We start from the raw sequence: 22,008 nt of genomic DNA, 5'->3' as shown, positions 1-22,008 counted from the left end.
AAGCCATGACCGTCTTCGTCGCCTTGTTGCGTGCCGTCAATGTCGGCGGCACCGGCATGCTGTCCATGGCCGATCTCAAGGCACTCTGCGAAAAGATCGGCTTTCAGGATGTGCGTACCTACATCCAGAGCGGCAATGTGGTCTTCCGCGCCGACGAAGACGAGGCAACTGTGCAGGCTCGCCTTGAAAAAGCGCTGGCGGCGAAGATGGGCAAGTCTCCGGGCGTGATCCTGCGTCGCCGCGAGGCTCTGGAAAGAGTGGCGAAAAATTCGCCCTTCCCGCATGCCAAACCGAACTATCTACTGGTGACTTTTTTGCAAGATTTGGCTCCTGAGGATGCACTTACCAAGCTCGCCGCACCCGGTGGCGAGGAAGTGCATATCGCCGGCCGCGAAATCTATGTGCACTACCCAGATGGCTCCGGGCGCTCGAAACTGAAGCTGCCGGCGCTGAAAGCGGGAACATCGAGAAATCTCAATACGGTGCGCAAGCTTGCGGAAATGGCACGGGAGCTGGAAAACGGCTAGGGGCGCGTCACGAGTGTTGCGTAGTCTCTACGGCGTCCCCGCTTTTGCTTTGCTCCAACACGTAGTTGAATATCGACTGAAGATCCGCTTTAGCCGCTTCGCGAAATACGGCAGAAGTTGCTTCATGCGGTTATTGTTTTTCCTCCCCCAGCGTTTGGATTCAAGCGTCTACATCCTGCAGACTTAAATTCGGCCTGGGGTCGTCGAGAGATGCCTTTACCTTCTGTCTGATTGCGGCAATCCGCTGCTGATATTCCTCTTCTCCCTTAGCCAGACCCGGACCGCCGCCCGCAACACTTCGCTCATGGAGGCATACCTGCCCGCGTCCACGCGAGCCTTGATCGCCGCCCACCATTTCACTGGGGAGCGAAATACTCAGTTTCTCGTCATGGCAAACCCTCATATCCGGTGGGATAAAGTAGGATGGTTTCCTACCGGGAGTAAACGCCTTGCGCTGCCTCCCTGTCGACCCTACCTTAAGACCATGAGCTCTCCTCTTCACGATGATACCGCGCTTCGGGCGCCGCCGATTGCCTTCGACAACAGCTATGCGCGCCTGCCGCCGCAGTTTTTCGCGGATCAGGCACCGACACCGGTTGCCGCGCCGCAGCTGATCAAGTTCAATGAGGCGCTGGCGCGGGAGCTCGGTCTGGATGTCGAGGCGTTGAAACGAAATGCTGCAGCGATCTTTTCCGGAAACGAGCCGCTGCCGGGATCGCAGCCGATCGCGATGGCCTATGCCGGCCATCAGTTCGGCAATTTCGTGCCGCAGCTCGGCGATGGCCGCGCGATCCTGCTTGGCGAGGTGAAGGATCGCAACGGCAGGCGCCGCGACATTCAGCTCAAGGGTTCGGGACCCACGTCGTTTTCCCGCCGCGGCGATGGACGGGCCGCCCTCGGGCCGATCCTGCGCGAATATATCGTCAGCGAGGCGATGCACGCGCTCGGCATTCCCACCACACGGGCGCTTGCTGCCGTAATGACCGGAGAACCTGTCTATCGCGAGGAAGTCCTGCCTGGCGCCGTCTTTACGCGCGTAGCGGCGAGCCATATCCGTGTCGGCACATTTCAGTTTTTTGCCGCGCGCGGCGATACGGAGAGCGTCAAGACGTTGGCGGATTATGTTATCGCGCGGCACTATCCCGAAATCAAAGATCGGGCAAACCCTTACCTCGCATTGCTGGAAGCCGTAGCCGATCGGCAAGCCTCGCTGATCGCGCGCTGGCTGCATGTCGGCTTTATCCACGGCGTGATGAACACCGACAATATGACCGTATCGGGCGAAACGATCGACTTCGGTCCCTGCGCCTTCATGGATGCCTATAATCCGGCGACCGTCTTCTCGTCCATCGACCGCAATGGCCGCTATGCCTATGCCAACCAGCCGGCGATCGGCCAATGGAATCTGGCGCGTCTCGGCGAGACGCTGATCCCGCTGATCGACCCCTCCGTCGATGCGGCGATCGCTTTGGCGAACACGGTCATCAAAGCCTATGGCGAACGCTTTCAGACCTATTGGCTTGCCGGCATGCGCGCCAAGATCGGCCTTGCAAGCGAAGAGGACGGCGATCTCGAGCTGATCCAGTCGCTCCTGGCGACGATGCAGCAGCAAGGTGCGGATTTCACGCTCACCTTCCGCCGGCTTGCCACCCTGGCGGCGAACGAGGACGTGGCCGATTTTGCCGTAACGTTCAACGATCCCGAATCAGCGACGCCATGGCTCGAACGCTGGCGGGAGCGCCTCGGTCGCGATCCGCAAACCCCGTCTGCACGGGCAACCGCGATGCGCAAGGTCAATCCGGCCTTCATCCCCCGCAATCACCGAATCGAGCAGGCCATCGAAGCTGCCGTCGAGGATGGTGATTTCTCGTTGTTCGAGGCGTTGCTGAAGGTGCTTGCAACACCTTACGAGGATCAGCCTGCTTTTGAGCCTTATGCCGAGCCGCCATTGCCGGCGGAACGGGTGCTTCAAACCTTTTGCGGCACCTGAAGAAGCCGCGGCATAAGCCCCGTGCAGGCTTGCAGAGTCATCGTCGTTTCAACCCATAGGGAGATATGATGATGAAGGTGCACAGCAGCACGCAGAACTATTTCAGCACGCCGATCCGCAGCCAGCAAAGCAGCGACAGTGATGACAGCACGCCCTTCTCGCTGCCGGACGACGGCGACCAGCAGGACGATGCGCAGGGACCTTCTATCTCGTCCAGCGGTATCCCCTCCTCCATTTCGTCCGGCCTCTGGCTCAGCCAGTTTGGCAGCACCTCATCTTCGACATCGGACGACGGCGGCGAACAGGATAGCGTAGCTGCCGCGGACGGAAGCAGCTCGGCATCGTCAAGCGGACAATCCGATCAGGATATTCTCGATGAGTTCGCCAAGTGGGCGAATATGACGCCCGCCCAGAAAATCCGCGCGCAATATCTCGAGGCGCACGGCCTGACGGAAGATTCCTTCAAGTCACTGTCGTCCGACGACCAGAAGGCGATCAACGACCAGATTGCCGATGAGATCAAGCAGAAGCTCGGGGCCGGCAACGCCGATGGTGATAGCGATCAGGAAACGGACAGCGCGGCCGCGGCATTGGCGCTAGTCTGAGCAAACTGTGAGATTACATGAAGACGATACGGAGCTGATTCACATCTCGCTCGTATCGTCTTCTTTTCATTGCGATATCCCGCTATTGCCCGACCATGCCGACAACGATCTTGCCGATCTCGGCAAACACTGCCTCGACATCCTTTGCAGGCGCGGTCGCCTCGGCAACAAAGGTCGCGACCAGGATCGCGCCACGGTCCCGCGGCCAGATGACGGCGATATCGGCATAGGAGCCGTTATTGCCGGTGCCGGTCTTATCGCCGACCTTCCACTCCTTCGGCAGGTCCGCGCGCAGGCGGTTGTTGCCTGTCGTATTGGCGACGAGCCAGTTTACCAGCTGCTCCCTCGATGTGTCCGAGAGCGTATTGCCGAGTGTCAGAAGCCCGATACTGTCAAGCATCGCATCCGGGGTCGTCGTGTCGCGAGGGTCGCCCTTGGCGGCCTGATTGACATCCGGCTCGTTGCGGTCGAGGCGGGTTTCGGTATCGCCGGTAGTGCGCAGCCACGAGGTCAATGCGGCAGGTCCGCCAAAACTCTCAAGCAGAAGATTGCCCGCCGTATTGTCGCTCAGCGTGATCGCGGCTGCGCAGAGCTCGGCAATGGTCATGCCATCGCCACCGGCATGCTTTTCGGTTTCGGGTGAATAGGTGACCACCTTGTCCTTGCCATAGGTGATGCGACGGTCGAGCTTTTCCGCACCCTGATCGACGCGCGCCAGCACGAAGCCGACGGCAAGCGCCTTGTAGGTGCTGCACAGGGGGAAATGCTCCTCCTCGCGATGGCCGAGCGAAATGTTGGTTTCAGTGTCGAGCACCGAAACGCCGAGACGGCCGCCGGTCTTCTTTTCCAAGTCGGCTAATTGCTTGTCGACATCGTCGGACAGCTGCGAATTATCCTGCCCTCCGCCGTCTCCTTCCATTCCCTGGCCGCTGGTGTCGGGCGCTGCCGAATTATCCGTTGCCGCAGGCGTCTGCGGTGATGTGCCGCTATCCTGGGCGAAAAGCGCATCGGGGCCGAGCGTCAGGGCGGGAAGAAGCAGCGCCGAGCCTGCCATGAGGCGGCGGCGAGTAAGCAATATGGGCATGCGAGGGGCCTCCAGCGGAATCGGGCAGATTTTGGGCTATGCGAGGAATATGGCAAGCCTCTGACCTTACCGATTGCTAGCGGATTTTAGGCGGCCTTGTCGACGGTAACTTCGACCGTCACATGGGAGAGCTCATGAATTTCGGCAAGCCGCGCCTTGTAGAAGGATGGATCGCGCGAGACAGGCGTTACCACCGCGACGATGGCCGCATGATGCCCGGGGCCTACCTGCCATACGTGCAGATCGGTAATGCGATCCTCATCCGTCTCGATCGCCTCGCGGATCTCATCCGGCAGATCCTCACCCCGCGGGATGAAATCGAGGAGAACCGCGCCGGAAGCGCGTAGCAGGCTCCAGGCCCATTGCAGGATCACCAGGCCGCCGACGATGCCCATAACCGGATCGAGGAAGGTCCAGCCGAAACGGCTGCCGAGCAACAGGGCGACGATGGCCAGAACCGATGTCATCGCATCGGCAATGACATGGACATAGACGGAGCGCAGATTGTTATCCCTGCCGCCTTTTTGGCCATGGTCGTGATGGTGATCGTTATGATGCTCATGATGATGGGCGTGATCATGAGTGTGGGCGTGGCTGTGTCCGTGGTGATGGTGGCTATGATCGTCGCGCAGGAGCCATGCGCTGACGAGATTGACGATAAGTCCGAGCCCGGCGATCGCAATCGCTTCACGGAAATTGATCGCCACCGGATCGAGCAATCTCAAAATGCTCTCCCAGCCCATGATCAGCGCGATCATTGCCAGCACGATGGCGCTGGCAAAACCCGCGAGATCACCGAACTTGCCGGTACCAAAGGTGAAGCGCGCATTATGCGCATGGCGGCGCGCGTAGAGATAAGCGAGCGCTGAAATCAGCATGGCGCTGACATGGGTCGACATATGCCAGCCATCGGCGAGCAGCGCCATCGAGCCGTAGATCGTGCCGGCGCCGATCTCGACCACCATCATCACCGCGGTCAGTGCGATGACGAGCCAGATGCGGCGTTCGTTGCGCTGGTGGTCGGACCCCAGAAAAACGTGGCTGTGGCCCATTTCGGAGGAAATACTCATGACATCAGTCTCTCTTTTGACGCCGGAACCGTCACCGCAGATAGGTCTTCAGCACGTCGGCTATCTCATCGACCGCCTGCCGGCGGGCCTCTTCAGTTTCGGCATGCAGCACATGCTCGTGCAGATGATCCTCCAGCACCTCTCCGGTCAGCCCTGTCAGGGCACCGCGAATGGAAGCAAGGAGCTGCAAGATTTCCCCACACGGCCGCTCAGCCTCCAACGCACGCTCCACGGCCTCCATCTGGCCTTTGAGGCGACGGATGCGGGAAAGGAGCTTAGCTTGCTGTCGAATGGTATGGGACATCGTGGCCTCTATTATAATATAGGGGGGTATACTATCCATGGCAGAAAATTGGAAGTCACCTTTTGAATATGGCGGCCTATGGGAACATCAACTATGGCGGCGGCATCCGAAGGTGGCCCGCCCTTGCAAATTCGACATGGCGGCTCATCTATTACTCTAGAGACTAGAGATATTTGAGGCCATACCATGCTGACCATCGGCGACCTATCCAAACGGACCGGCGTGAAAGTGCCGACGATCCGCTATTACGAACAGATGGGCCTGATATCGGAGCCGGAACGCAGCGAAGGCAATCAGCGGCGTTATTCCAAAGCCGATCTTGAGCGCCTCGCCTTTATCCGACATGGCCGCGATCTTGGCCTGACGATCGATGCCATCAAGGAGCTGATCTCGCTCAGCCAGCATCCGGACCGCCCCTGCGTCGGTGCCGACCGTATCGCCAAGGAGCATCTGGATGACGTTCGCACCAAGATCGCGCGGCTGAAGAAGCTGGAGCATGAGCTGGAGCGCATCGTCTCGCATTGCGACGGCCACAGCATCGAGGACTGCTATGTCATCCGCGCGCTCTCCGACCACAGCCTGTGCGAACACGAGCATTGAGCCCCATTGACAAAGTTGCCAAAGCGGATCATTGATGCGCCCATGATCACGCACGCGCTCCATAATTGCTCGTATTTTTGGCTGTACCTGTAAGGGGCGGCCAAGACAGATCATATTGTCAACAAGCCGCCGTCAGGCGGCTTTGTTGTATCGGCAGCGTCCTGACGGCTCATTCAAAAAACAAGGACGCAAAATGCCATGCTGGACGATAGCGACATCTCACTTCTCCGCCCGCCGGTTCTGACCATCCGCAATGCTCAGCCGCGCGACCTGCCCGAACTCAACGACATGATCCGGCTGCTGGCCGCGCATCACGGCGACCCCGCCGGCACGACGCCGCAGCAGCTTGAGCGCGATCTCTTCGGCCCGGTGCCATGGATTACCGCGTTCGTGGCCGAAGGGGAGCAAGGGCTGATCGGCTACGCCATCCTCGTGCCCCTTTACAAGGCGCAGGAAGGCCAGCGCGGCATGGACCTGCACCATCTCTTCGTCCGCGACGGCCATCGCGGCCATGGCGTCGGGCAGCATCTGGTCGACCGCGCCCGCGATATCGCCCGCAAAGCGGGCTGCAGCTATCTTTCCGTTGGCGCAGCGACCGGCAATTTCCAGGCCCACCGCTTCTACGAAAACATGGATTTCAAGCCGCGCCCGGTTACCGGCATGCGCTACCTGCAGGCTCTCGCCTGATGCCGGCCTTTAAGAGGATCGCCATCCGATATTGAGTTTTGGAGTGTTTCTGGTTTTGCGCATTCCGGGCGGAAAACCGCTCCGCACTTTTTCCGGAAATGCTTCAGTGATCGATGGCGATCCCGCGGCCTGCAAAGAACTTCTCGAAAGTCCTGAGCGGCATCTCCACATTCTCGCGCGTCGCATCGACGTGACCGGACGGATTGTGGAAGCGGATGCCGTTTCCGTCGATTGATGTCACCAGCACGAGATGGCCGCCCTTGGCCGGCGGCTCGGTCTCCGGCCAGCGGATCGAATGATGCACCGACGCGATGAAGAACTCCGACTGCGTGAGAATATCGACGATATCGGCGACGGAAATTCCGGTGGCGACCCGGGCATTCAGATCAAAACGGTGACGAACGAATGGGACGAAGGGTGCATAGATCAACCCCTTGATCCTGCCATCCGCCTCCTCGACATAGCCGCCATACTCCCGGCAGCCCATGGCGAGATCCATGATCGGTATGGTTTTGCCGGTGCGGGCGGCGAGCACCATCTTCAGGCAGGCCATGCCGCAGAGATTACCGGCCCAGCGCGCATAGTCCTCGACGCTGTTTGCGCCGGATGATGCCCAGAGCGGATCTCTGAGCAAGGCCGATTGCGCGCCTTCGGCCACGACCGCCAAGGTCATGTCAGGCGTTTCCCATTGGCTGAAATAAGGAACCTTTTGCGCGACTCTTGCCTCCACGACCACCCTCTCCTGCTGCTGCATCCGTGACTACAAGCTTGACCGGAAATGCGCTAGAAAAATGGCTGCCGACTTCGATCTGCAACTGGAGATGCGACTTGGAACAGCGGTTCACATTCGATAGTGTCGCCAGTCTCTATAATACTTCCCGCCCACTCTATCCCGATGCGGTTTTTGCCGATGTCATCGATTTTGCCGGGCTGCAAGCGAAGGATCAGGTCCTCGAAATCGGCTGCGGCACCGGACAGGCGACCGAGGGCTTTGCTCGCCGGGGCCTTTCCGTTCTCGCGCTTGATCCCGGCGTGGAACTGATTACGTCCGCACGAAAAAGATTGGCGGAATTCCCGCGAGTGCGGTTCCAGCAAACCACCTTCGAAGCATGGCCGGGCAAACCGGAGAGCTTCAGGCTGATATTCGCGGCGCAATCCTTCCACTGGGTTTCGCCGGAACTGCGCTTCGCCAGGACGGCCGCTTTCCTTGCATCGGGAGGAACACTCGCCGTCTTCGGCAATGTGCCAATGCCATCCGAAGAGCCGCTTTTCGAACAATTTGCCCGGATATACGCCTGCTACGCGCCGCAGCTTGCCGGGCCTCCCGCGGAAGCCTGGTATCTGCCCGACGGCCCCTTTGCCAAGGAGCTGCTGCAGTCCAGCTATTTCGAGACACCGATCCATCACTGCTATCGCTGGAGCCGCTCACACACGGCACAAAGCTATACCGACCTTTTGCGCACGCTCTCGAGCTACCGGCTTTTGGCCGAGGATCAGCGGGAAATACTGCTTTCTAAGTTTGCTCGCGCGATCAACGCGCATGGCGGTGAATTCGAGCTGCACTATGAAACGCATCTCTATCTCGCTAGGCGGCCAGACGCGGCTTGAATTTCACTTCGCCGGCAGCGCTTTCAGGTAGGCTGCGATCGCCTCGCGGTCGGTTGCGGGCAGATGGGCAATGTTCTGCTGGACTTCGGCCATGGAACCGCCGGCAGAGTCATAGTCCGGGGTGAAGCCGGTTTCGAGGTAGTTCGCGATGTCGCCGGCGCTCCAGCCGCCGATCGCCTTCGAGCCGGGTGTGATATCGGGAATCTGGCCCTTGCCTTCCGGATTGGGCGCACCCGCCAGCCATTGGCCGCTCACGAAGCCGCCGAGGCTGTCGCGCGGAGTGTGGCACTCGCCGCAATGGCCCGGCCCTTCCACGAGATACTGACCACGCTTGATCTTCTCGTCGGCATTGGCAAGCACGACGCGCGGCTGATCGTTGAGATAGAGGAACTTCCAGCCGCCGAGCGCCAGCCGGATATTGAAGGGAAAGGGCAGCTCGTGCGGCGGAGCGACATTGCCGCTCTTCGGCAACGTCTTCAGGAAGCCCCAGAGATCGTTGATATCCTTGTCGCTCATGCGGATATAGGAGCCGTACGGAAAAGACGGATAGAGATGTTCGCCGTTTTTGCCGACGCCGCGCTTCATGGCATTGCCGAAATCGGCAAGCGTCCAGCTTCCGAGCCCTGCCTTCTCATCCGGCGAGATATTCGGGACATGGAAGGTGCCGAAGGGGCTGGTGAGAGCGAGACCGCCGGAAAGCACCAGTTTGGCATCGCCCTGAGCGCCGGGAGCGGTATGGCAGCTCGTGCAGCCGCCAGCCCAGAAGACCGTCTCGCCATTCTTGAGATCGGGATCGCCGAGATTGGCCCAATGGCTCGCCGGCAGCGGCGACGGCGCGGTGATGACGTAAAATGCGCCACAGCCCAGGATGATCACACCGAAAAGGCAAAGCAACCACCGAACAAACCGCGCCATCATTCGACCCCCTGGCTTCAGTTCCAAAGTCATAAGGCTCAGCACCGGCAGAACCGGTGCGGAGGCCAAAATCGATATTTAGAGCCTTTACGCAATTCCGGACGAGGCCGACCTGCCACTAGTCCTTCTTGATGCGGTAGGCCTGATGACAGGCGCCGCAGCTGGCGCCGAGCGTCTTCAGCGTCGCGCCGACACCGGCCTTGTCGGCAGGAAGCTGGGCGAGCGCCGTCTCGGCATCGGTCGAAAGCTTGGCGGCATGCGCCTTGAAGTCATCGAGATTCTCCCAGATCTTCGGGTTGACCTCGGGATCGGTCTTGTCGCTCTGCGGGTTGAACTGATCCGGAAAGGCCTTGGCGGTTTCGGCGATCGTCGTCAGCGACGCCTTGACCATATCGGCGTCATAGGGCTTGTCCCCCTTTGCGATTGCGCCGAGAGCGCCTGTCGCCCCACCGATCTTCTTCATCATGCCGATACGGGAATCGTGCGTGCCGTCGGCCGCGACGACCGAACCCAGTGCGATGCCGGCAAGAGCCGTCGCCATCACAATCGCTTTCCACTTCATTGCCTTCTCCTACCTCTCCGAATGATCAAGACCGCCCAGGCGGCCGGCGCATGCTTGCGGCGACATGTTTGCCGGTTTCCCAGACGGCAATGAAGTCACAAAATGGTGAGACCTAAGTAAAATCAGCGTCATGCTATTGGTACCCCATCATTTTTAGCCGCCTCTATGCTGTTCTCAATCCTTCCCAGACCGTGAATACTGAAGCGGCGACAAGCAGCAGGCCGGCCGCACGACCCGCGAAGGCCGTTGCCTGCGGGTTGGCGACCAGCAAATCGCGGCTGCGCCCGGCGGTGATGGCAAGTCCGCCGTAAACTGCGAATTGCGTCGCGATGGTCATGGCTCCCATGATGACGGCTTGTATCCACATCGGGCCATAATCCGGCTTCAGGAATTGCGGATAGACGGCGAAGATGAAGAGGTAGGCCTTGGGGTTGATCAGGCAAGTCACCGCACCCTGCCGGAACGCCTTCCAGGCGGAGCGGCTGGCGGCTGGCCCCTCGTCTCCTCCAACGGTGATGGAGCTGCGCATCAGCGTATAACCGATAAAGGCCATATAGGCGCCGCCAGCGATCAGCAGCGGATTATAGAGAACCGGCACGAAATGCATGAGCAGGCCGATGCCGACGGCGCCGTTCAGCGAGTGCACCGCGCCGCCAAGCATGATGCCGCCCGTCGCGGCGAGGCCGCGATTGCTGCCGCCGGTCAGGGAATTGGCGAGCACGAAGAGCATGTCCATGCCCGGCACGATGATGATGCCTAGAAGAAGGATGAAGAAGAGCCAGAGATTTTCTGCGTAACCCATGTCAGTTGCCTATCGAACTCTCCTTGGAGACAGGAGAGGAAATGGTTGATTTTCAAGCGAATAGGCGGCTTTATAAATCGGGCCAACTGACGGGGTGTTGTCAGTAGCCTTCATCTTTGAGGCAAGAAATGCGCAAGGCTTCGCGCCTGTTCGAGATCATCCAGATCCTGCGGCTGGCCAAGCGGCCGGTGACGGGGGCCGATATCGCCGCCCGGCTGGAGGTGACGGTGCGCTCCGTCTATCGCGATATCGCGGCACTTCAGGCGATGCGGGTGCCGATCGAGGGCGAGCGCGGCATCGGCTATATATTGCGGCCCGGCTTCGACCTGCCGCCGCTGATGTTCTCGATCGAGGAGATGGAGGCGATCGTGCTGTCGCTGGCCCTGCTGGAGCGCACCGGCGATGCCGAGCTGAAGCAGGCGGCCAAGCGCGTCACCGCCAAGATCGCCGGCGCCGTGCCGCCGCCGCTGCGCCAGACGCTCGATGCCAATGCGCTGCATGCCTGGGGCTTTGCAGCACCGTCGGCCGCGGCGATCGATCTCTCACTGGTGCGACGCGCCATTCGCGACGAGGAAAAACTGGACCTTGCCTATCGCGACGAGCTCGGCCAGGCCACGGAGCGCATCATCCGGCCGATCGCGCTGATTTATTATTCGGAGACCGCCAACATCGTCGCGTGGTGCGAATTGCGTCAGGCGATCCGCAATTTCCGTAGCGACCGGATCGAAGGCTGTGAGCCGACGGGATTGTGGTTCAAGGGCGAAGGCGATGGCTTGAGGCAGATTTGGGTGAATGGCTGGCAGATAAACACCCCAGCCGCGGCCGGCTGAGGTGCTGCAAATCGCGAAGACTGCGATCATATGTGGGTAGAAAGATCATACCGCCTCGAAAGACGTGACCAAACGCGGATGGCCGCGAAGTGAAGACGCACCAAGGATCGGTTTTGCGCGCCGCTACAAAGCAACCGCAGTCACCAACAGAATAAAAGCCAGCAATCCCAGGGCGGCGCGCACGGCATGAGACCATTCCCACCGATCGCGCAGCTTGATCCAATCCGGTTTTGACGGCAGCCTCGATCTGATGGCCACCGAATGGATCGTGAGAAAAGAAGCCTGCGCCCATTCCATTCAGCTTCGCATCTTTCAGCCAAAAATTGTTTACCGGTTGCGCAACCAAAAGAGGGCGTACATCGCGACCATGACAGCAAAGGCGGCGGCCGATAGCCAGAATGCGATCGTATTGGCTGGCATCAGGAACAGGAGTAGCAAAAGCAGCAGAGCACCGGGCGGCTCATTGGCACGGCTGATCGTAAAGCCGGGGTAATAAATCTGCTGAACCGTCAAGTAATCCTCTTTCGACGGCCGCATCTTGCCCGGCAGCTCCAGCACATGCTCCAGCGCCATGGCGACTGCGACAATCAGGATTGTCAGGATCTGCAATATCGGAAACATCAGCTTCGCCTCACAGCCAGCCTCCGTTTCTAAACCTTCAGTGGTGCGGATCGTTCCCCGATGCCAGATGATTAGCATCCGGCATAGCATCAAGCGGGTCGAGCATGATGTCGTCCGAAAACCGTCTGCACTTTTCGGCATCATGCTCGAAACATCAAACGATGCGGAGATCTCGTTAAGGCGTCTACAGCGCCAGCACCCTGCTTTCTTCGCGTCCGAATCCTGTAATTTCCAACCGATCCGCATGAACCGAAACGATCGCATAAGCGCTCGTGTCTCCGGTATCGACCATGCCCTTGAAGTTGATGAAGTAAGTGTCACCCGACACGCCGAAATTACCGGCGTGATTGTGGCCGTTAAGATAGGCAACGACATGGTCCTGCTCGGCCAGAAGCGCCAGCATGCGGCCACTGTCAAGCGCGTTGTGCGAATTATCAGGGAAGATCGGATAGTGATTCATGACGATGACCTTCTCGCCCACCGCCTTTGCCTCTCGCAGCTTCGCGGCAAACCAGTCATATTGCACATCGCCGATGGACCCGTTCCAGCGTTGGCCATTGGGAGCGCCGGCGTTTTCCAGCGCCTTCATCCGATCCTTCGCTTCCTGCCGGCGCGGATCGCCCGCGGGGGGAGCGAAGACGCTCACCTCATTGCCGTCGAGCGCGATGAAGCGATAGCCGGAAAGACTGAAATCGTAATAGGGCGACGGCATCCCTACCCGCGCCGGCACCGTGCCGAGATGAGCGGGTGCAACGGCGAAATCATGGTTGCCGAGGAGGAAGTATTTTGGGTGACGCAAGGCCTCATAGACGGGCAGAATGGCATCGAAGCTCTTCCATTCGCGGTCGATGATATCGCCAAGCGTGACGACGAAGGCGAGATCATGCCGATTGAACTCCTCGATCGCCGCGCGAAGCTTGACGAGGCTGTTGGCGGGATAGCGATCGAGGGTGAGATTGGGCTCGAGATCGGCATATTGCGGATCGGCGATGACACCGAAGCGGAAAAGCGGTGCTGACGGCATTCAGCCTCCTGAGGCGCTCTCCTGGAGCCGCCATGCGGCACACGATACATCGATAAGGCCGGCAGACAAGAAAACACCCGACGCCCAAAGACGCCGGGTGCGAAAGCCAGCCTCTGCGGCAAACCTTACTTCGTTGCGGCTTCGTAGCGCTCCAGGACATAGTCCCAGTTGATCAGGCTATCGATGAAGGCTTCGAGGTACTTCGGACGCAAGTTGCGATAGTCGATGTAATAGGAGTGTTCCCAAACGTCGACGCCGAGGATCGGGTTCGCGCCGTGGACGAGCGGGTTTTCGCCGTTCGGGGTCTTGGAGATTTCGAGCTTGCCGTTCTTCACGGAAACCCATGCCCAGCCGGAGCCGAACTGGGTGGCGCCGGCAGCGGCGAAATCGGCCTTGAACTTGTCGTAGCCGCCGAGATCGGAATTGAAGGCGGCCTCGAGTTTGCCCGGCAGCTTGTTGCCGCCGCCGCCCTTCTTCATCCACTTCCAGAAATGGATGTGGTTGTAGTGCTGGGCTGCGTTGTTGAAGAGGCCTGCATTGGTGCCGAAGGACTTCTTCACGATCTCTTCGAGAGACAGATCGGAGAGACCTGCTTCAGCAGCGAGCTTGTTGCCGTTGTCGACATAGGCCTTGTGGTGCTTGTCGTGGTGATATTCGAGCGTCTCACGCGACATGAAGGGCGAAAGTGCATCGTAATCATAAGGAAGTTCAGGCAATTCGAAAGCCATGGTCATTCTCCTCTTGGCAAAAAATTGCGTCGGCAGGTGAAGCGGAACATAGGAGCCGTCGCCTGTAAGAGCAACCGGCGACATGCCAAAAAAGTTGCCTACGGGAACAAAATCGCCCTATTTTTCAAACGGGTATAGCATAGGCTCAGAAATTAACCTTGCTGCATATGATAATGTTTTGATACAGGCGAACTGCTCCACCGAATATCGACAAGGCATGCGCCCGAAGCTAGGTTCACGGCTCTCCTGTCGAGATGAGGAATATCCGTGACGATTGCCTGTTTGCACACAGCCGAAAGCAACATCGCCGTCTATGAAGCGGCGGCGAAGGCGCTCGGACTGCCTGGGGGCACGCTGCGTCATCACGTCCGCGCCGATCTTCTTCTTGCCGCCGAACAAGCAGGGCGCCTGACGGATGAGATTTCGGCGGAAACGGCGGCCTTCCTCTGGCATCTGGCCGAGGACGCCGATGCCGTCGTGCTCAACTGCTCGACGCTCGGCGCGGCAGTGTCGAAGATTTCCGCCGACGCCGGAGCCCCGATCATCCGCGCTGATGCGATCCTGGCCGAGCAAGCGGTCAAGCGCGGCGGCAAGGTCCTCGTGCTGTGCACGGTTGACACGACCATCGCCCCGACGACTGCGCTTTTCGAGGCAGCGGCGCAAGCAACGGGAGCCGAAATCGAGGTTCGGCTGATGCCGGGTGCATGGGCGCACTTCCGGGCCGGGAATCTCCCGGCCTATCTCACCTCGATTGCCGATGCGGTGAAAGCGGCCAATGACGAAGGCGCTGTCACGATCGCTTTCGCTCAGGCCTCGATGACCGACGCGGCTCATCTTCTTCCGAAAAGCTGCCCGCAGCCTATGACCGCGCCGGCGGCCGCACTTGCCGCCGCAACGGCGAAGATTACGGGCAGCTGAAGCCTCACAAATTCCGCCCGAAATAGACGTTGACCTCGGCGATGCGGTCGCCAGCAAAGCGGATCAATTCCATATTGCGAAAGCTGCCGCCATCCATCTTCTCGGCGCGATAGCCGACGATCACATCATCACCATCGGGCACAAGATGTTCGATATGAATATCGCGAAAGACCTTCTCCTTCGGCCAGCATCGCTCGAAATAGCGTTTTCGATCGATGTGATCGTCCCGCGGGCTGGAAAAGGTGAAATCCAGGGTGAGCATGGGATCGACGATATCGCGGTGCTGCGCAAGATAGGCGGCGAAGAAACGTCTGACCGTGTCGCAGCGGGCATTTTCAAGAGAGTTCATGATCTGCCTCCTCCTTTGCGTCAGGATGTTTTCAATCATCCCGCGGAAACTGATTGCGATATGCAATCAGTTAGTAACATAGGGCGGGCGAACCGGCAAGGCACTTTGCGGGCTTGGCATTGCCGCCCGTGTGGTCCAAACTCCTCGAAGATCCCCATCAGGCAGGAAGTCATCGCTGTGGCCGAGGCCCATCACCCCATATTGGAAAAGCTGCGCCGGCTCGCCGCCAAGGACAATCGTCCGGCGGTCGCGCCAACCGGCATCGGCAGCTATTCCACGCTTTTTACCTTCGTCACCCGCGAACGCGAGCGGATTGCCGGATCCGCCTTTTCACAGGTTTCAATCGTTGCCATCCTCGAAGGTTCCAAGGAAATCGTCAGCATGGGACGGCAACGGCATTTTACGGCGGGTACGGTGCTCGTGCTGCCGGCCGGCTGGAGCGGCGATGTCGTCAACGATCCCGATCCGCAGACCGGCGCTTACCGGGCAATCTTCATTACCTTCCCCGAGGAATTGACCCGGCGGGCGGTAAAGGCCTTTCCGCCCGCACGAATCGCGTCACAGGCAGACTTGCCGCTCGACCCGTTGCTGGCGGCTGCCATCCATCATGCGGGCGAAGGCATTGCCGGCGGCAACATGCCCATCCCGCTCATCGAGCACAGGCTTCTCGAAATCCTCATGGTGCTCGGCATGCGCGGCGCCCTGCCCGGTTCGCCCGAGACCACAGCCGAGGCGGTGCGAGCGCTGGTGCGCTGGCAACCGGATCGCGCCTGGACGGCCGATCTCATCGCCGCTGAGCTCGGCACGAGCAACGCTACGCTGCGCCGCCGCCTGTCGCGTGAGGGCACAGCATTGCGCGATGTTCTGGCGAGCGAGCGCGTGGCGCTGGCGACGACCCTTCTGGCCGAGGACGGAATGTCGCTGCGGGAAGCTGCCCTTGCCGCCGGCTATCGCTCGCCGCGCCGCTTCGCCGATCGACTTCGCAGCGCGTGAGCGTTCCGGGCTGCATTTTGAGCGTTTGGGTGCGCCGACGCTCGGCATGAATTTGCTAGACCCAGCCCTCGAAGGTTCATCGGAGCCGCAACATGAAAGGGCAACATCATGAAAACCATGCTCAACGTTCTGAACGCCGTCGTCATCGCAGCAGCCATTGCGACGCCGGCGCTATCGGCGGATCTCAAGGTGACGTTTGCCAAAAGCAACGGCCGGATGATGCTGCCCGAAAATGCCTCCTGCATTTCGACAGCATCCGACAAGTCCGCCCCTGGGCCGAACAAGAGCCTGGGCGTATCCTGGTCGAAGGGGCCGAAGGGAACGCGCTCCTATGCGCTGACCATGGTCGACCCCGACGTTCCCGCAGATTTCTCGCTGTTCAACAAGGCGGACAAACCCATCCCGAAGGATTTCAAACGGATGGAATTCGTCCACTGGGTGCTGGCCGATATCCCCGCGTCGCGTACCAGCCTGGCGGAGGGCACGGACGGAAACGGCCCTTCCAAGGGCGGCCTGCCGCTCGAGCGCACAGCCTATGGGCGGCGCGGCCAGAACGGTGCTGGCGGCGGCAATTTGAAGGACGGACCGCATGGTGGCTATATGGGTGCCTGCCCGCCCTGGAACGACGAGCGTGTTCATGGCTACCATGTCACGGTCTATGCGCTTGACGTCGACCGACTGAACCTTCCCGATCTCTTCACCCGCGCCGATCTCATCGCCGCCGCGAAGGGTCATATCCTGGCGTCGGGCAGCCAGGAATTGTTCTACACATTGAATGCAAAGGCCGAGAAATGACCGATATGAGATGGGACGCAGCCGCACCCGCCGAGCCAGAAACCGCGCATTGGATGCGGAACCTGATCATCTGCCTCGCCGGCTCGTTCACGACGATCGTGGCGATGACGCTGCTGCTCCCCTTCCTGCCGCTCTACGTCGAGGAACTCGGCGTCAGCGACAAGGCCGCGATCGTGCAATGGTCCGGCATAGCCTATGGCGCCACCTTCTTCGCCGCCGCTTTCGTCGCGCCGCTCTGGGGGCGGCTCGGCGATATCTATGGCCGCAAGCTGATGCTGATCCGCGCGAGCCTCGGCATGACGGTCGCCATCTCGCTGATGGGCATGGCCGGCAATGTGTGGCAGTTGGTGGCGCTGCGCCTGTTCACCGGCCTCGCCGGCGGCTATGCCTCGGGATCGATGGTGCTCGTGGCCGCGCAGACGCCGAAGCATCGCTCCGCCTGGGCGCTGGGCACGCTGTCCGCCGGCATTATGGCCGGCAATCTGGTCGGACCTCTGATCGGCGGCGCCCTGCCCCCGATTATCGGCATTCGCGGCACCTTCCTGCTCGCCGGCGGCGTGATCTTCTTCACCTTCCTTGCGACGACTTTCCTGATCAAGGAGGAGAAATCCACGGCGCGCAAGAAGGCTGCGAGGGCCAGTGGCAGTTGGGCCTCCATTCCGGACAAACGCCCCGTCGTCGCCATGCTGTCGCTCGGCCTGCTGCTGATGCTCGCCAATATGTCGATCGAGCCGATCATCACCGTCTATGTCGCGCAGTTCGTCACGGACGCCAAGGTGACGATGGTCTCGGGCGTCGTCATGGCGGCTGCAGCGCTTGGCAGCATCCTGTCATCCTCCTGGCTCGGCAAGCTCGCCGATCGCGTCGGCTACTGGAGCGTCATCATGGCGGCGCTTGCTGTTGCGGCGCTGCTGCTGATACCGCAGGCTTTCGTGACCTCGGCCTGGCAGTTGATCGCACTGCGTTTCCTCATGGGCGTGGCGCTCGGAGGCCTTCTGCCCTGCATCACCGCCGTCATCCGGCACAATGTTCCCGATGCGGCAACGGGCAGTATCCTCGGGCTCTCCATCTCCTCGCAATATGTCGGTCAGGTGGCAGGCCCGGTTCTGGGCGGCTTCGTCGGCGGCCATATCGGCATGCGCGCCGTGTTCCTCGGAACCTGCGTGCTGCTGGCGATGGGCGCGATCTATTGCTGGTGGGTCAGCCCTAAGAAGCAAGCCGCCATATAAAGATCGATGACTTTGCTCCAGTTTCACGTCCGGAGATCGATCCGAGCAGCATCAGGCTGATCGTTATCGCCGGCCGCAGACAAAATCGACCCCAGAACGCGCGATCGCCTCCAGCGTTTCGCGCGTATCGCCTGCACGCGCTCGAACGGCAAGCGAATGCATGACAGCGGATGCGAGCTTTGCGAGCGTTGCAGCATCCGTGTCGGCCGGGAGCTCGCCCTGCTCGACCGAAAGCTCCATGCGTTCCTTGATGGCATCGTCGAATTCATTCAAGCTGCGGCGCAACACCTCCCGCACTCGGTCATGCTGAATAGCCTCTGCCGTGGCCGTGCTGATCAGGAAGCAGCCACGCGCCGCAGTCTCGCCATGCAGGTATATTTTCAGGGCCTCGGCATAGATGCGCGCCAGATTTTCCCGCAGCGGCAAAGCCGGATTGAGTGCCGCGGACAATATAACGAGGCTGTCCTCGCGGTAGCCTTCCAAGGTGTCAAGATAGAGGTCCTCCTTGTCGCCGAATGCGCCGTAAAGGCTAGGCCGGTTCAGTTTCGTCGCGGCGCTCAAATTATCCAATGAGGCTGCCGAGAACCCCCTATCCCAAAAAACCTCCCGCGCCTGCCCGATGACTGCTTTCGCATCAAAAGCGCGTGGACGACCCTGCTTTTTCTCGCTCTTCATATTTTTATACTACTTCGCACAAAAAACTTGACCGAATAAATTTTATGCGAAATGGTACAAATATTCAATGGATGCCGAGGCGATACCTCGTGCCTGTATCGAAAAGAGAGAAAACCATGAAACTCTACATGCACGCCGCCGCTTGCTCCCTGTCGCCGCACATCGTCTGTCGGGAGCTGGGGCTGGAGGTTGAACTGGTCGAAGTTGACCGGAAGACTCATCGGACGAGTTCGGGCGACGACTATCTGGCCATCAACGGCAATGGCTACGTGCCGGCATTGACGCTTGATGATGGGAGGGTGCTGACCGAAGGTCCTGCCATCGTGCAATTCCTCGCGGAATGTTCACCGGAGGGATCGCGCCTTCTGCCGGAGGCCGGAACCTATGCCAGAAGCCAGGTTCAATCCTATCTGAATTTCATCACCGCCGAGCTTCATAAGCCAATGGCGATGCTATTCAACGCCGCTTATGAAGGCGCTCATGCCGGCATTCATGAACTGGTGTGCAAACGGCTGGATTGGCTGAACAGCCGGCTCGTCGGCCCCTATCTGACCGGTGACGACTTTACGGTCGCTGACGCCTATCTCTTCGTCTGCTTGAACTGGTCGCCTTGGATCAGGATCGATCTTGCGCAGTGGCCGGCGTTGCAGCATTTCATGGCTCGCGTCAGCGCAAGACCGAGCGTCCGCCACGCACTCCAGGCCGAGGACCTGGAGGCTTTCGAGACTGATGGCATTTTCTTTGCGCCGCGATCCTACATTGCTTCGGCAGGTCGTGTTGGAACACCCGTGCGGCCATAACGGCCGCACTCTTGTGCATGTCCTTCTCCCTGTGAGAAAGGTTATTCCTCGCTGGCACGACGGCCATGCGCCCAATCCATGTAGAGTTCCAGCGCCTTGCGGGCGACCGGCCCCTCTTGGAACTCGCGATCATCCAGGCGGTTGACGCTGACGACCTTGGAATAGTTGCCGGTCGTGAAGATCTCATCCGCCGCCATGAACTGCTCGACGGACAGGGTTTCCTCCCGTACGTCGAAGCCTTCCTGGCGCAGCAGTCCGATGACGCGGGCGCGCGTGATGCCGGCAAGGAAGGTGCGGTTGGCGACCGGCGTATAGACGATGCCGTCCTTGACCATGAAGACGTTCGAAGACGCCGTCTCGACGACATTGCCGTTCATGTCGCGCACCAGCGCATTGTTGAAGCCGCGGCTTCTCGCTTCCAGGATCATGCGGCCGCTGTTCGGATAGAGCGAGCCCGCCTTGGCGTCGGTCATCGCCGTTTCCGGCGACGGGCGGCGGAAGGGCGAGACAGTGAGCGTGATGCCGCCATTGCCGCCGAGCGGCGCCTCGAACAGGCAGAGAGCGAAACGCGTCGATTCCGCATCGACGGCAACGACGCTGCCCGGCGAGCCATGCTCGCCCCAATACATCGGCTTGATATAGAGCGGCGTCTTGCCGTCGAATTTCCTGATGCCCTCCCAGGCGAGCGCCTCGATCTCCTCGGCGGTCTTGATGGCCTTCAATCCCATGGCCGCGGCCGAACGATTGATACGCTGGCAATGGAGATCAAGGTCGGGCGCGATGCCATCGAACCAGCGCGCGCCGTCGAACACCGTCGAACCGAGCCACATGGCATGCGAGGTCGGCCCGATCAGCGGCGGATTGCCGGAAAGCCATTCTCCTTCGATATAGGTCCAGGTGGTGGTGCGGGGCGACGTATCGATGGACATGGTGTTTCCTCTCCCAGAGCAGTTCAGCCTTTTACGGATTCTGAACCGCTCCATCTTTGTTTTGTGGCAATTCCGGGCGGAAGGCCGCGGCGCAATTTGGTTGGAATTGCTTTGGATGACGAAGAGCAAAGAACCGTGCAACGCCAGCGTCAAGCAGAAACTGCGCGGTAAAATTCATTTGCAACAAAGCGTTCGATAACGCATTCATAGCGCAATTTTCATGCGTCGAAACAACAACTTGACGAATGAGTCCATCAGCAAAAGTGATGAGCCATAGGGATCGTCAGGAGAGAGGGAGAACTCCATGAAAGCCATGTATTACGAGGCCTTCGAGGCAACACCCGAAATCCGCATTCTGCCGGATCCGGCACCTGGCGAGGACGGCGTCGTCATCGCCGTCGGCGCAACCGGACTCTGCCGCAGCGACTGGCACGGCTGGATGGGTCATGATCCCGATATCAGGCTGCCGCATGTGCCGGGCCACGAGCTCGCCGGCAAGGTCGTGGCGACCGGGCGCGGCGTCGTCCGCTTCAAGGTCGGCGATCGCGTCACGGTTCCCTTCGTATCGGGCTGCGGCCATTGCGCGGAATGCCATTCCGGCAATCAGCAGGTCTGCCCCAGCCAGTTCCAGCCGGGCTTCACCCATTGGGGCTCCTTCGCCGAATATGTTGCGATCGACTATGCCGACACCAATCTCGTCCACCTGCCAGACGCGGTCGATGACGCGACGGCGGCAAGCCTCGGCTGCCGCTTCGCCACCTCCTTCCGCGCCGTTGCCGATCAGGCGAAGACGCGGCCGGGCGAATGGATCGCCGTGCATGGCTGCGGCGGCGTCGGGCTGTCGGCGATCATGATTGCCAGCGCCCTTGGCGCCAATGCCATCGCCATCGACATCTCCGACGAGAAGCTCGCCTTTGCCCGCGAATGCGGCGCGGTCGCGACGATCAATGCGGCTGAGGCCGCCGATGTGGCCGAGGCGGTGCGCGAAATCACCAAAGGCGGCGCGCATGTCTCGATCGACGCGCTCGGCCATCCCGCCACGTGCTTCAACTCCATCAAGAATCTGCGCCGGCGCGGACGGCATGTGCAGGTCGGCCTCATGCTCGGCGACTATGCGACGCCGCAGATCCCGATGGCGCAGGTCATCGGCCATGAGCTGGAAATCTACGGCAGCCACGGCATGCAGGCCTGGCGCTATGACGCCATGCTCGACATGCTCGCCGCCGGCAAGATCGCGCCGCAGAAGCTCATCGGCCGCAGAATCACCCTGGAAGAAGCCGTTCCCGCGCTGATGACGCTTGATAAGGCCGAGGGCAAGGGCATCAGCGTCATTACACGGTTCTGATATATCCAGGTGCTATGC

The 22,008-nt window shown here is 60.2% G+C and carries 28 protein-coding genes; 14 read left to right on the top strand and 14 right to left on the bottom strand.

The window, feature by feature from the left end; genetic code table 11:
- The first annotated feature begins 5 nt into the window (after positions 1 to 5).
- On the top strand, positions 6 to 527 hold the full coding sequence (locus tag C7U61_RS06280; RefSeq protein WP_106997304.1) for a DUF1697 domain-containing protein: 522 nt from the start codon (positions 6 to 8) through the stop codon (positions 525 to 527).
- Positions 528 to 743: 216 nt separating this feature from the next.
- Here the strand turns inward: C7U61_RS06280 and C7U61_RS19610 are convergent, their stop codons facing one another.
- On the bottom strand, positions 744 to 857 hold the full coding sequence (locus C7U61_RS19610) for a hypothetical protein (protein WP_245410760.1): 114 nt from the start codon (positions 855 to 857) through the stop codon (positions 744 to 746).
- A gap of 154 nt (positions 858 to 1,011) precedes the next feature.
- On the opposite strand from C7U61_RS19610, the gene C7U61_RS06270 reads away from it, so the two are divergent.
- Positions 1,012 to 2,517: a protein adenylyltransferase SelO gene (locus C7U61_RS06270; RefSeq protein ID WP_106997303.1), complete on the top strand. Its 1,506-nt coding sequence runs from the start codon at positions 1,012 to 1,014 to the stop codon at positions 2,515 to 2,517.
- Between the two features lie 68 nt (positions 2,518 to 2,585).
- Positions 2,586 to 3,122, top strand: a complete 537-nt coding sequence (locus C7U61_RS06265) for a hypothetical protein (protein WP_245410759.1) — start codon at positions 2,586 to 2,588, stop codon at positions 3,120 to 3,122.
- Positions 3,123 to 3,204: 82 nt separating this feature from the next.
- On the opposite strand, the gene bla is transcribed toward C7U61_RS06265, so the two are convergent.
- From bla to dmeR, 3 genes are all read right to left on the bottom strand, one after another.
- Positions 3,205 to 4,206: a class A beta-lactamase gene (gene bla, locus C7U61_RS06260; RefSeq protein WP_106997302.1), complete on the bottom strand. Its 1,002-nt coding sequence runs from the start codon at positions 4,204 to 4,206 to the stop codon at positions 3,205 to 3,207.
- Between the two features lie 86 nt (positions 4,207 to 4,292).
- Positions 4,293 to 5,276: a CDF family Co(II)/Ni(II) efflux transporter DmeF gene (gene dmeF, locus C7U61_RS06255; protein WP_106997301.1), complete on the bottom strand. Its 984-nt coding sequence runs from the start codon at positions 5,274 to 5,276 to the stop codon at positions 4,293 to 4,295.
- Positions 5,277 to 5,307: 31 nt separating this feature from the next.
- Positions 5,308 to 5,580: a Ni(II)/Co(II)-sensing transcriptional repressor DmeR gene (gene dmeR / locus C7U61_RS06250; protein ID WP_106997300.1), complete on the bottom strand. Its 273-nt coding sequence runs from the start codon at positions 5,578 to 5,580 to the stop codon at positions 5,308 to 5,310.
- A gap of 186 nt (positions 5,581 to 5,766) precedes the next feature.
- On the opposite strand from dmeR, the gene C7U61_RS06245 reads away from it, so the two are divergent.
- Both C7U61_RS06245 and C7U61_RS06240 read left to right on the top strand, forming a co-directional pair.
- Positions 5,767 to 6,180, top strand: coding sequence for a helix-turn-helix domain-containing protein (locus tag C7U61_RS06245; RefSeq protein WP_106997299.1), 414 nt, complete (start codon positions 5,767 to 5,769; stop codon positions 6,178 to 6,180).
- Between the two features lie 198 nt (positions 6,181 to 6,378).
- Positions 6,379 to 6,867, top strand: coding sequence for a GNAT family N-acetyltransferase (locus C7U61_RS06240; protein ID WP_106997298.1), 489 nt, complete (start codon positions 6,379 to 6,381; stop codon positions 6,865 to 6,867).
- Between the two features lie 103 nt (positions 6,868 to 6,970).
- Here C7U61_RS06240 and C7U61_RS06235 read toward each other — a convergent pair whose 3' ends face one another.
- Entirely contained in the window at positions 6,971 to 7,621 is a 651-nt protein-coding gene (locus C7U61_RS06235; RefSeq protein ID WP_106997297.1) for a C39 family peptidase, read from the bottom strand.
- Between the two features lie 74 nt (positions 7,622 to 7,695).
- Between C7U61_RS06235 and C7U61_RS06230 the strand changes: the two genes are divergently transcribed.
- A complete protein-coding gene (locus C7U61_RS06230) occupies positions 7,696 to 8,475 on the top strand; it encodes a class I SAM-dependent methyltransferase (protein ID WP_106997296.1) in 780 nt (259 codons plus the stop codon).
- A gap of 3 nt (positions 8,476 to 8,478) precedes the next feature.
- Here the strand turns inward: C7U61_RS06230 and C7U61_RS06225 are convergent, their stop codons facing one another.
- From C7U61_RS06225 to C7U61_RS06215, 3 genes are all read right to left on the bottom strand, one after another.
- The gene (locus C7U61_RS06225; protein ID WP_106997295.1) at positions 8,479 to 9,393 is read right to left on the bottom strand and encodes a cytochrome c; all 915 of its coding nucleotides are present in this window, start codon (positions 9,391 to 9,393) and stop codon (positions 8,479 to 8,481) included.
- Positions 9,394 to 9,508: 115 nt separating this feature from the next.
- The gene (locus C7U61_RS06220; protein ID WP_106997294.1) at positions 9,509 to 9,952 is read right to left on the bottom strand and encodes a cytochrome c; all 444 of its coding nucleotides are present in this window, start codon (positions 9,950 to 9,952) and stop codon (positions 9,509 to 9,511) included.
- Between the two features lie 163 nt (positions 9,953 to 10,115).
- Positions 10,116 to 10,754: a LysE family translocator gene (locus tag C7U61_RS06215; protein WP_106997293.1), complete on the bottom strand. Its 639-nt coding sequence runs from the start codon at positions 10,752 to 10,754 to the stop codon at positions 10,116 to 10,118.
- 128 nt (positions 10,755 to 10,882) lie between these two features.
- Between C7U61_RS06215 and C7U61_RS06210 the strand changes: the two genes are divergently transcribed.
- Entirely contained in the window at positions 10,883 to 11,584 is a 702-nt protein-coding gene (locus C7U61_RS06210) for a YafY family protein (RefSeq protein ID WP_106997292.1), read from the top strand.
- Between the two features lie 327 nt (positions 11,585 to 11,911).
- Here C7U61_RS06210 and C7U61_RS19605 read toward each other — a convergent pair whose 3' ends face one another.
- The 3 genes from C7U61_RS19605 to C7U61_RS06195 form a co-directional block, all read right to left on the bottom strand.
- A complete protein-coding gene (locus tag C7U61_RS19605) occupies positions 11,912 to 12,349 on the bottom strand; it encodes a hypothetical protein (RefSeq protein ID WP_245410758.1) in 438 nt (145 codons plus the stop codon).
- 40 nt (positions 12,350 to 12,389) lie between these two features.
- A complete protein-coding gene (locus C7U61_RS06200; protein WP_106997291.1) occupies positions 12,390 to 13,229 on the bottom strand; it encodes a metallophosphoesterase in 840 nt (279 codons plus the stop codon).
- A 125-nt stretch (positions 13,230 to 13,354) separates the two neighbouring features.
- The gene (locus C7U61_RS06195) at positions 13,355 to 13,957 is read right to left on the bottom strand and encodes a superoxide dismutase (protein WP_106997685.1); all 603 of its coding nucleotides are present in this window, start codon (positions 13,955 to 13,957) and stop codon (positions 13,355 to 13,357) included.
- A gap of 267 nt (positions 13,958 to 14,224) precedes the next feature.
- On the opposite strand from C7U61_RS06195, the gene C7U61_RS06190 reads away from it, so the two are divergent.
- A complete protein-coding gene (locus tag C7U61_RS06190; protein ID WP_106997290.1) occupies positions 14,225 to 14,875 on the top strand; it encodes an aspartate/glutamate racemase family protein in 651 nt (216 codons plus the stop codon).
- Between the two features lie 4 nt (positions 14,876 to 14,879).
- Here C7U61_RS06190 and C7U61_RS06185 read toward each other — a convergent pair whose 3' ends face one another.
- A complete protein-coding gene (locus C7U61_RS06185) occupies positions 14,880 to 15,224 on the bottom strand; it encodes a nuclear transport factor 2 family protein (RefSeq protein WP_106997289.1) in 345 nt (114 codons plus the stop codon).
- 177 nt (positions 15,225 to 15,401) lie between these two features.
- On the opposite strand from C7U61_RS06185, the gene C7U61_RS06180 reads away from it, so the two are divergent.
- The 3 genes from C7U61_RS06180 (at position 15,402) to C7U61_RS06170 (ending at position 18,241) form a co-directional block, all read left to right on the top strand.
- Positions 15,402 to 16,217: a helix-turn-helix domain-containing protein gene (locus C7U61_RS06180; protein WP_106997288.1), complete on the top strand. Its 816-nt coding sequence runs from the start codon at positions 15,402 to 15,404 to the stop codon at positions 16,215 to 16,217.
- 108 nt (positions 16,218 to 16,325) lie between these two features.
- The gene (locus C7U61_RS06175; RefSeq protein ID WP_106997287.1) at positions 16,326 to 17,012 is read left to right on the top strand and encodes a YbhB/YbcL family Raf kinase inhibitor-like protein; all 687 of its coding nucleotides are present in this window, start codon (positions 16,326 to 16,328) and stop codon (positions 17,010 to 17,012) included.
- Positions 17,009 to 18,241, top strand: a complete 1,233-nt coding sequence (locus C7U61_RS06170; RefSeq protein WP_106997286.1) for an MFS transporter — start codon at positions 17,009 to 17,011, stop codon at positions 18,239 to 18,241. Before C7U61_RS06175 ends, C7U61_RS06170 begins: the two co-directional genes overlap by 4 nt.
- A 63-nt stretch (positions 18,242 to 18,304) precedes the next feature.
- On the opposite strand, the gene C7U61_RS06165 is transcribed toward C7U61_RS06170, so the two are convergent.
- Positions 18,305 to 18,916 (bottom strand): TetR/AcrR family transcriptional regulator, encoded by a 612-nt coding sequence (locus tag C7U61_RS06165; protein WP_106997285.1) that lies wholly within the window; start codon positions 18,914 to 18,916, stop codon positions 18,305 to 18,307.
- 116 nt (positions 18,917 to 19,032) lie between these two features.
- Here C7U61_RS06165 and C7U61_RS06160 point away from each other — a divergent pair, with 116 nt between their 5' ends.
- Complete coding sequence (locus C7U61_RS06160; protein WP_106997284.1) at positions 19,033 to 19,716, top strand: glutathione S-transferase N-terminal domain-containing protein; 684 nt, start codon at positions 19,033 to 19,035, stop codon at positions 19,714 to 19,716.
- A 41-nt stretch (positions 19,717 to 19,757) separates the two neighbouring features.
- On the opposite strand, the gene C7U61_RS06155 is transcribed toward C7U61_RS06160, so the two are convergent.
- Entirely contained in the window at positions 19,758 to 20,645 is an 888-nt protein-coding gene (locus C7U61_RS06155; RefSeq protein ID WP_106997283.1) for a branched-chain amino acid aminotransferase, read from the bottom strand.
- Between C7U61_RS06155 and C7U61_RS06150 the strand changes: the two genes are divergently transcribed.
- Positions 20,638 to 20,844 (top strand): hypothetical protein, encoded by a 207-nt coding sequence (locus C7U61_RS06150; RefSeq protein WP_106997282.1) that lies wholly within the window; start codon positions 20,638 to 20,640, stop codon positions 20,842 to 20,844. The two genes, C7U61_RS06155 and C7U61_RS06150, sit on opposite strands and share 8 nt — an antisense overlap.
- A 105-nt stretch (positions 20,845 to 20,949) precedes the next feature.
- Entirely contained in the window at positions 20,950 to 21,990 is a 1,041-nt protein-coding gene (locus tag C7U61_RS06145) for a zinc-dependent alcohol dehydrogenase family protein (protein WP_106997281.1), read from the top strand.
- Positions 21,991 to 22,008: the final 18 nt, after the last annotated feature.

Origin of the sequence: Rhizobium sp. JAB6, assembly GCF_003024605.1 — a bacterium.
GTDB lineage: Bacteria > Pseudomonadota > Alphaproteobacteria > Rhizobiales > Rhizobiaceae > Rhizobium.
Note: the sequence above shows the minus strand (reverse complement) of the source record. Positions and strands in the feature narration are given on the sequence as shown.

Coding starts and splice junctions, on each gene's coding strand:
- C7U61_RS06145 (WP_106997281.1), top strand. CDS start 20,950: ATGAAAGCCATGTATTACGAGGCCTTCGAGGCAACACCCGAAATCCGC.
- C7U61_RS06265 (WP_245410759.1), top strand. CDS start 2,586: ATGATGAAGGTGCACAGCAGCACGCAGAACTATTTCAGCACGCCGATC.
- C7U61_RS06175 (WP_106997287.1), top strand. CDS start 16,326: ATGAAAACCATGCTCAACGTTCTGAACGCCGTCGTCATCGCAGCAGCC.
- C7U61_RS06165 (WP_106997285.1), bottom strand. CDS start 18,916: ATGAAGAGCGAGAAAAAGCAGGGTCGTCCACGCGCTTTTGATGCGAAA.
- C7U61_RS06160 (WP_106997284.1), top strand. CDS start 19,033: ATGAAACTCTACATGCACGCCGCCGCTTGCTCCCTGTCGCCGCACATC.
- C7U61_RS06215 (WP_106997293.1), bottom strand. CDS start 10,754: ATGGGTTACGCAGAAAATCTCTGGCTCTTCTTCATCCTTCTTCTAGGC.
- C7U61_RS06200 (WP_106997291.1), bottom strand. CDS start 13,229: ATGCCGTCAGCACCGCTTTTCCGCTTCGGTGTCATCGCCGATCCGCAA.
- C7U61_RS06210 (WP_106997292.1), top strand. CDS start 10,883: ATGCGCAAGGCTTCGCGCCTGTTCGAGATCATCCAGATCCTGCGGCTG.
- C7U61_RS06235 (WP_106997297.1), bottom strand. CDS start 7,621: ATGCAGCAGCAGGAGAGGGTGGTCGTGGAGGCAAGAGTCGCGCAAAAG.
- C7U61_RS06170 (WP_106997286.1), top strand. CDS start 17,009: ATGACCGATATGAGATGGGACGCAGCCGCACCCGCCGAGCCAGAAACC.
- C7U61_RS06150 (WP_106997282.1), top strand. CDS start 20,638: ATGGACATGGTGTTTCCTCTCCCAGAGCAGTTCAGCCTTTTACGGATT.
- C7U61_RS06245 (WP_106997299.1), top strand. CDS start 5,767: ATGCTGACCATCGGCGACCTATCCAAACGGACCGGCGTGAAAGTGCCG.
- C7U61_RS06270 (WP_106997303.1), top strand. CDS start 1,012: ATGAGCTCTCCTCTTCACGATGATACCGCGCTTCGGGCGCCGCCGATT.
- C7U61_RS19605 (WP_245410758.1), bottom strand. CDS start 12,349: ATGATGCCGAAAAGTGCAGACGGTTTTCGGACGACATCATGCTCGACC.
- C7U61_RS06185 (WP_106997289.1), bottom strand. CDS start 15,224: ATGAACTCTCTTGAAAATGCCCGCTGCGACACGGTCAGACGTTTCTTC.
- C7U61_RS06195 (WP_106997685.1), bottom strand. CDS start 13,957: ATGGCTTTCGAATTGCCTGAACTTCCTTATGATTACGATGCACTTTCG.
- dmeR (WP_106997300.1), bottom strand. CDS start 5,580: ATGTCCCATACCATTCGACAGCAAGCTAAGCTCCTTTCCCGCATCCGT.
- C7U61_RS06240 (WP_106997298.1), top strand. CDS start 6,379: ATGCTGGACGATAGCGACATCTCACTTCTCCGCCCGCCGGTTCTGACC.
- C7U61_RS06220 (WP_106997294.1), bottom strand. CDS start 9,952: ATGAAGTGGAAAGCGATTGTGATGGCGACGGCTCTTGCCGGCATCGCA.
- C7U61_RS06280 (WP_106997304.1), top strand. CDS start 6: ATGACCGTCTTCGTCGCCTTGTTGCGTGCCGTCAATGTCGGCGGCACC.
- C7U61_RS06225 (WP_106997295.1), bottom strand. CDS start 9,393: ATGATGGCGCGGTTTGTTCGGTGGTTGCTTTGCCTTTTCGGTGTGATC.
- bla (WP_106997302.1), bottom strand. CDS start 4,206: ATGCCCATATTGCTTACTCGCCGCCGCCTCATGGCAGGCTCGGCGCTG.
- dmeF (WP_106997301.1), bottom strand. CDS start 5,276: ATGAGTATTTCCTCCGAAATGGGCCACAGCCACGTTTTTCTGGGGTCC.
- C7U61_RS06155 (WP_106997283.1), bottom strand. CDS start 20,645: ATGTCCATCGATACGTCGCCCCGCACCACCACCTGGACCTATATCGAA.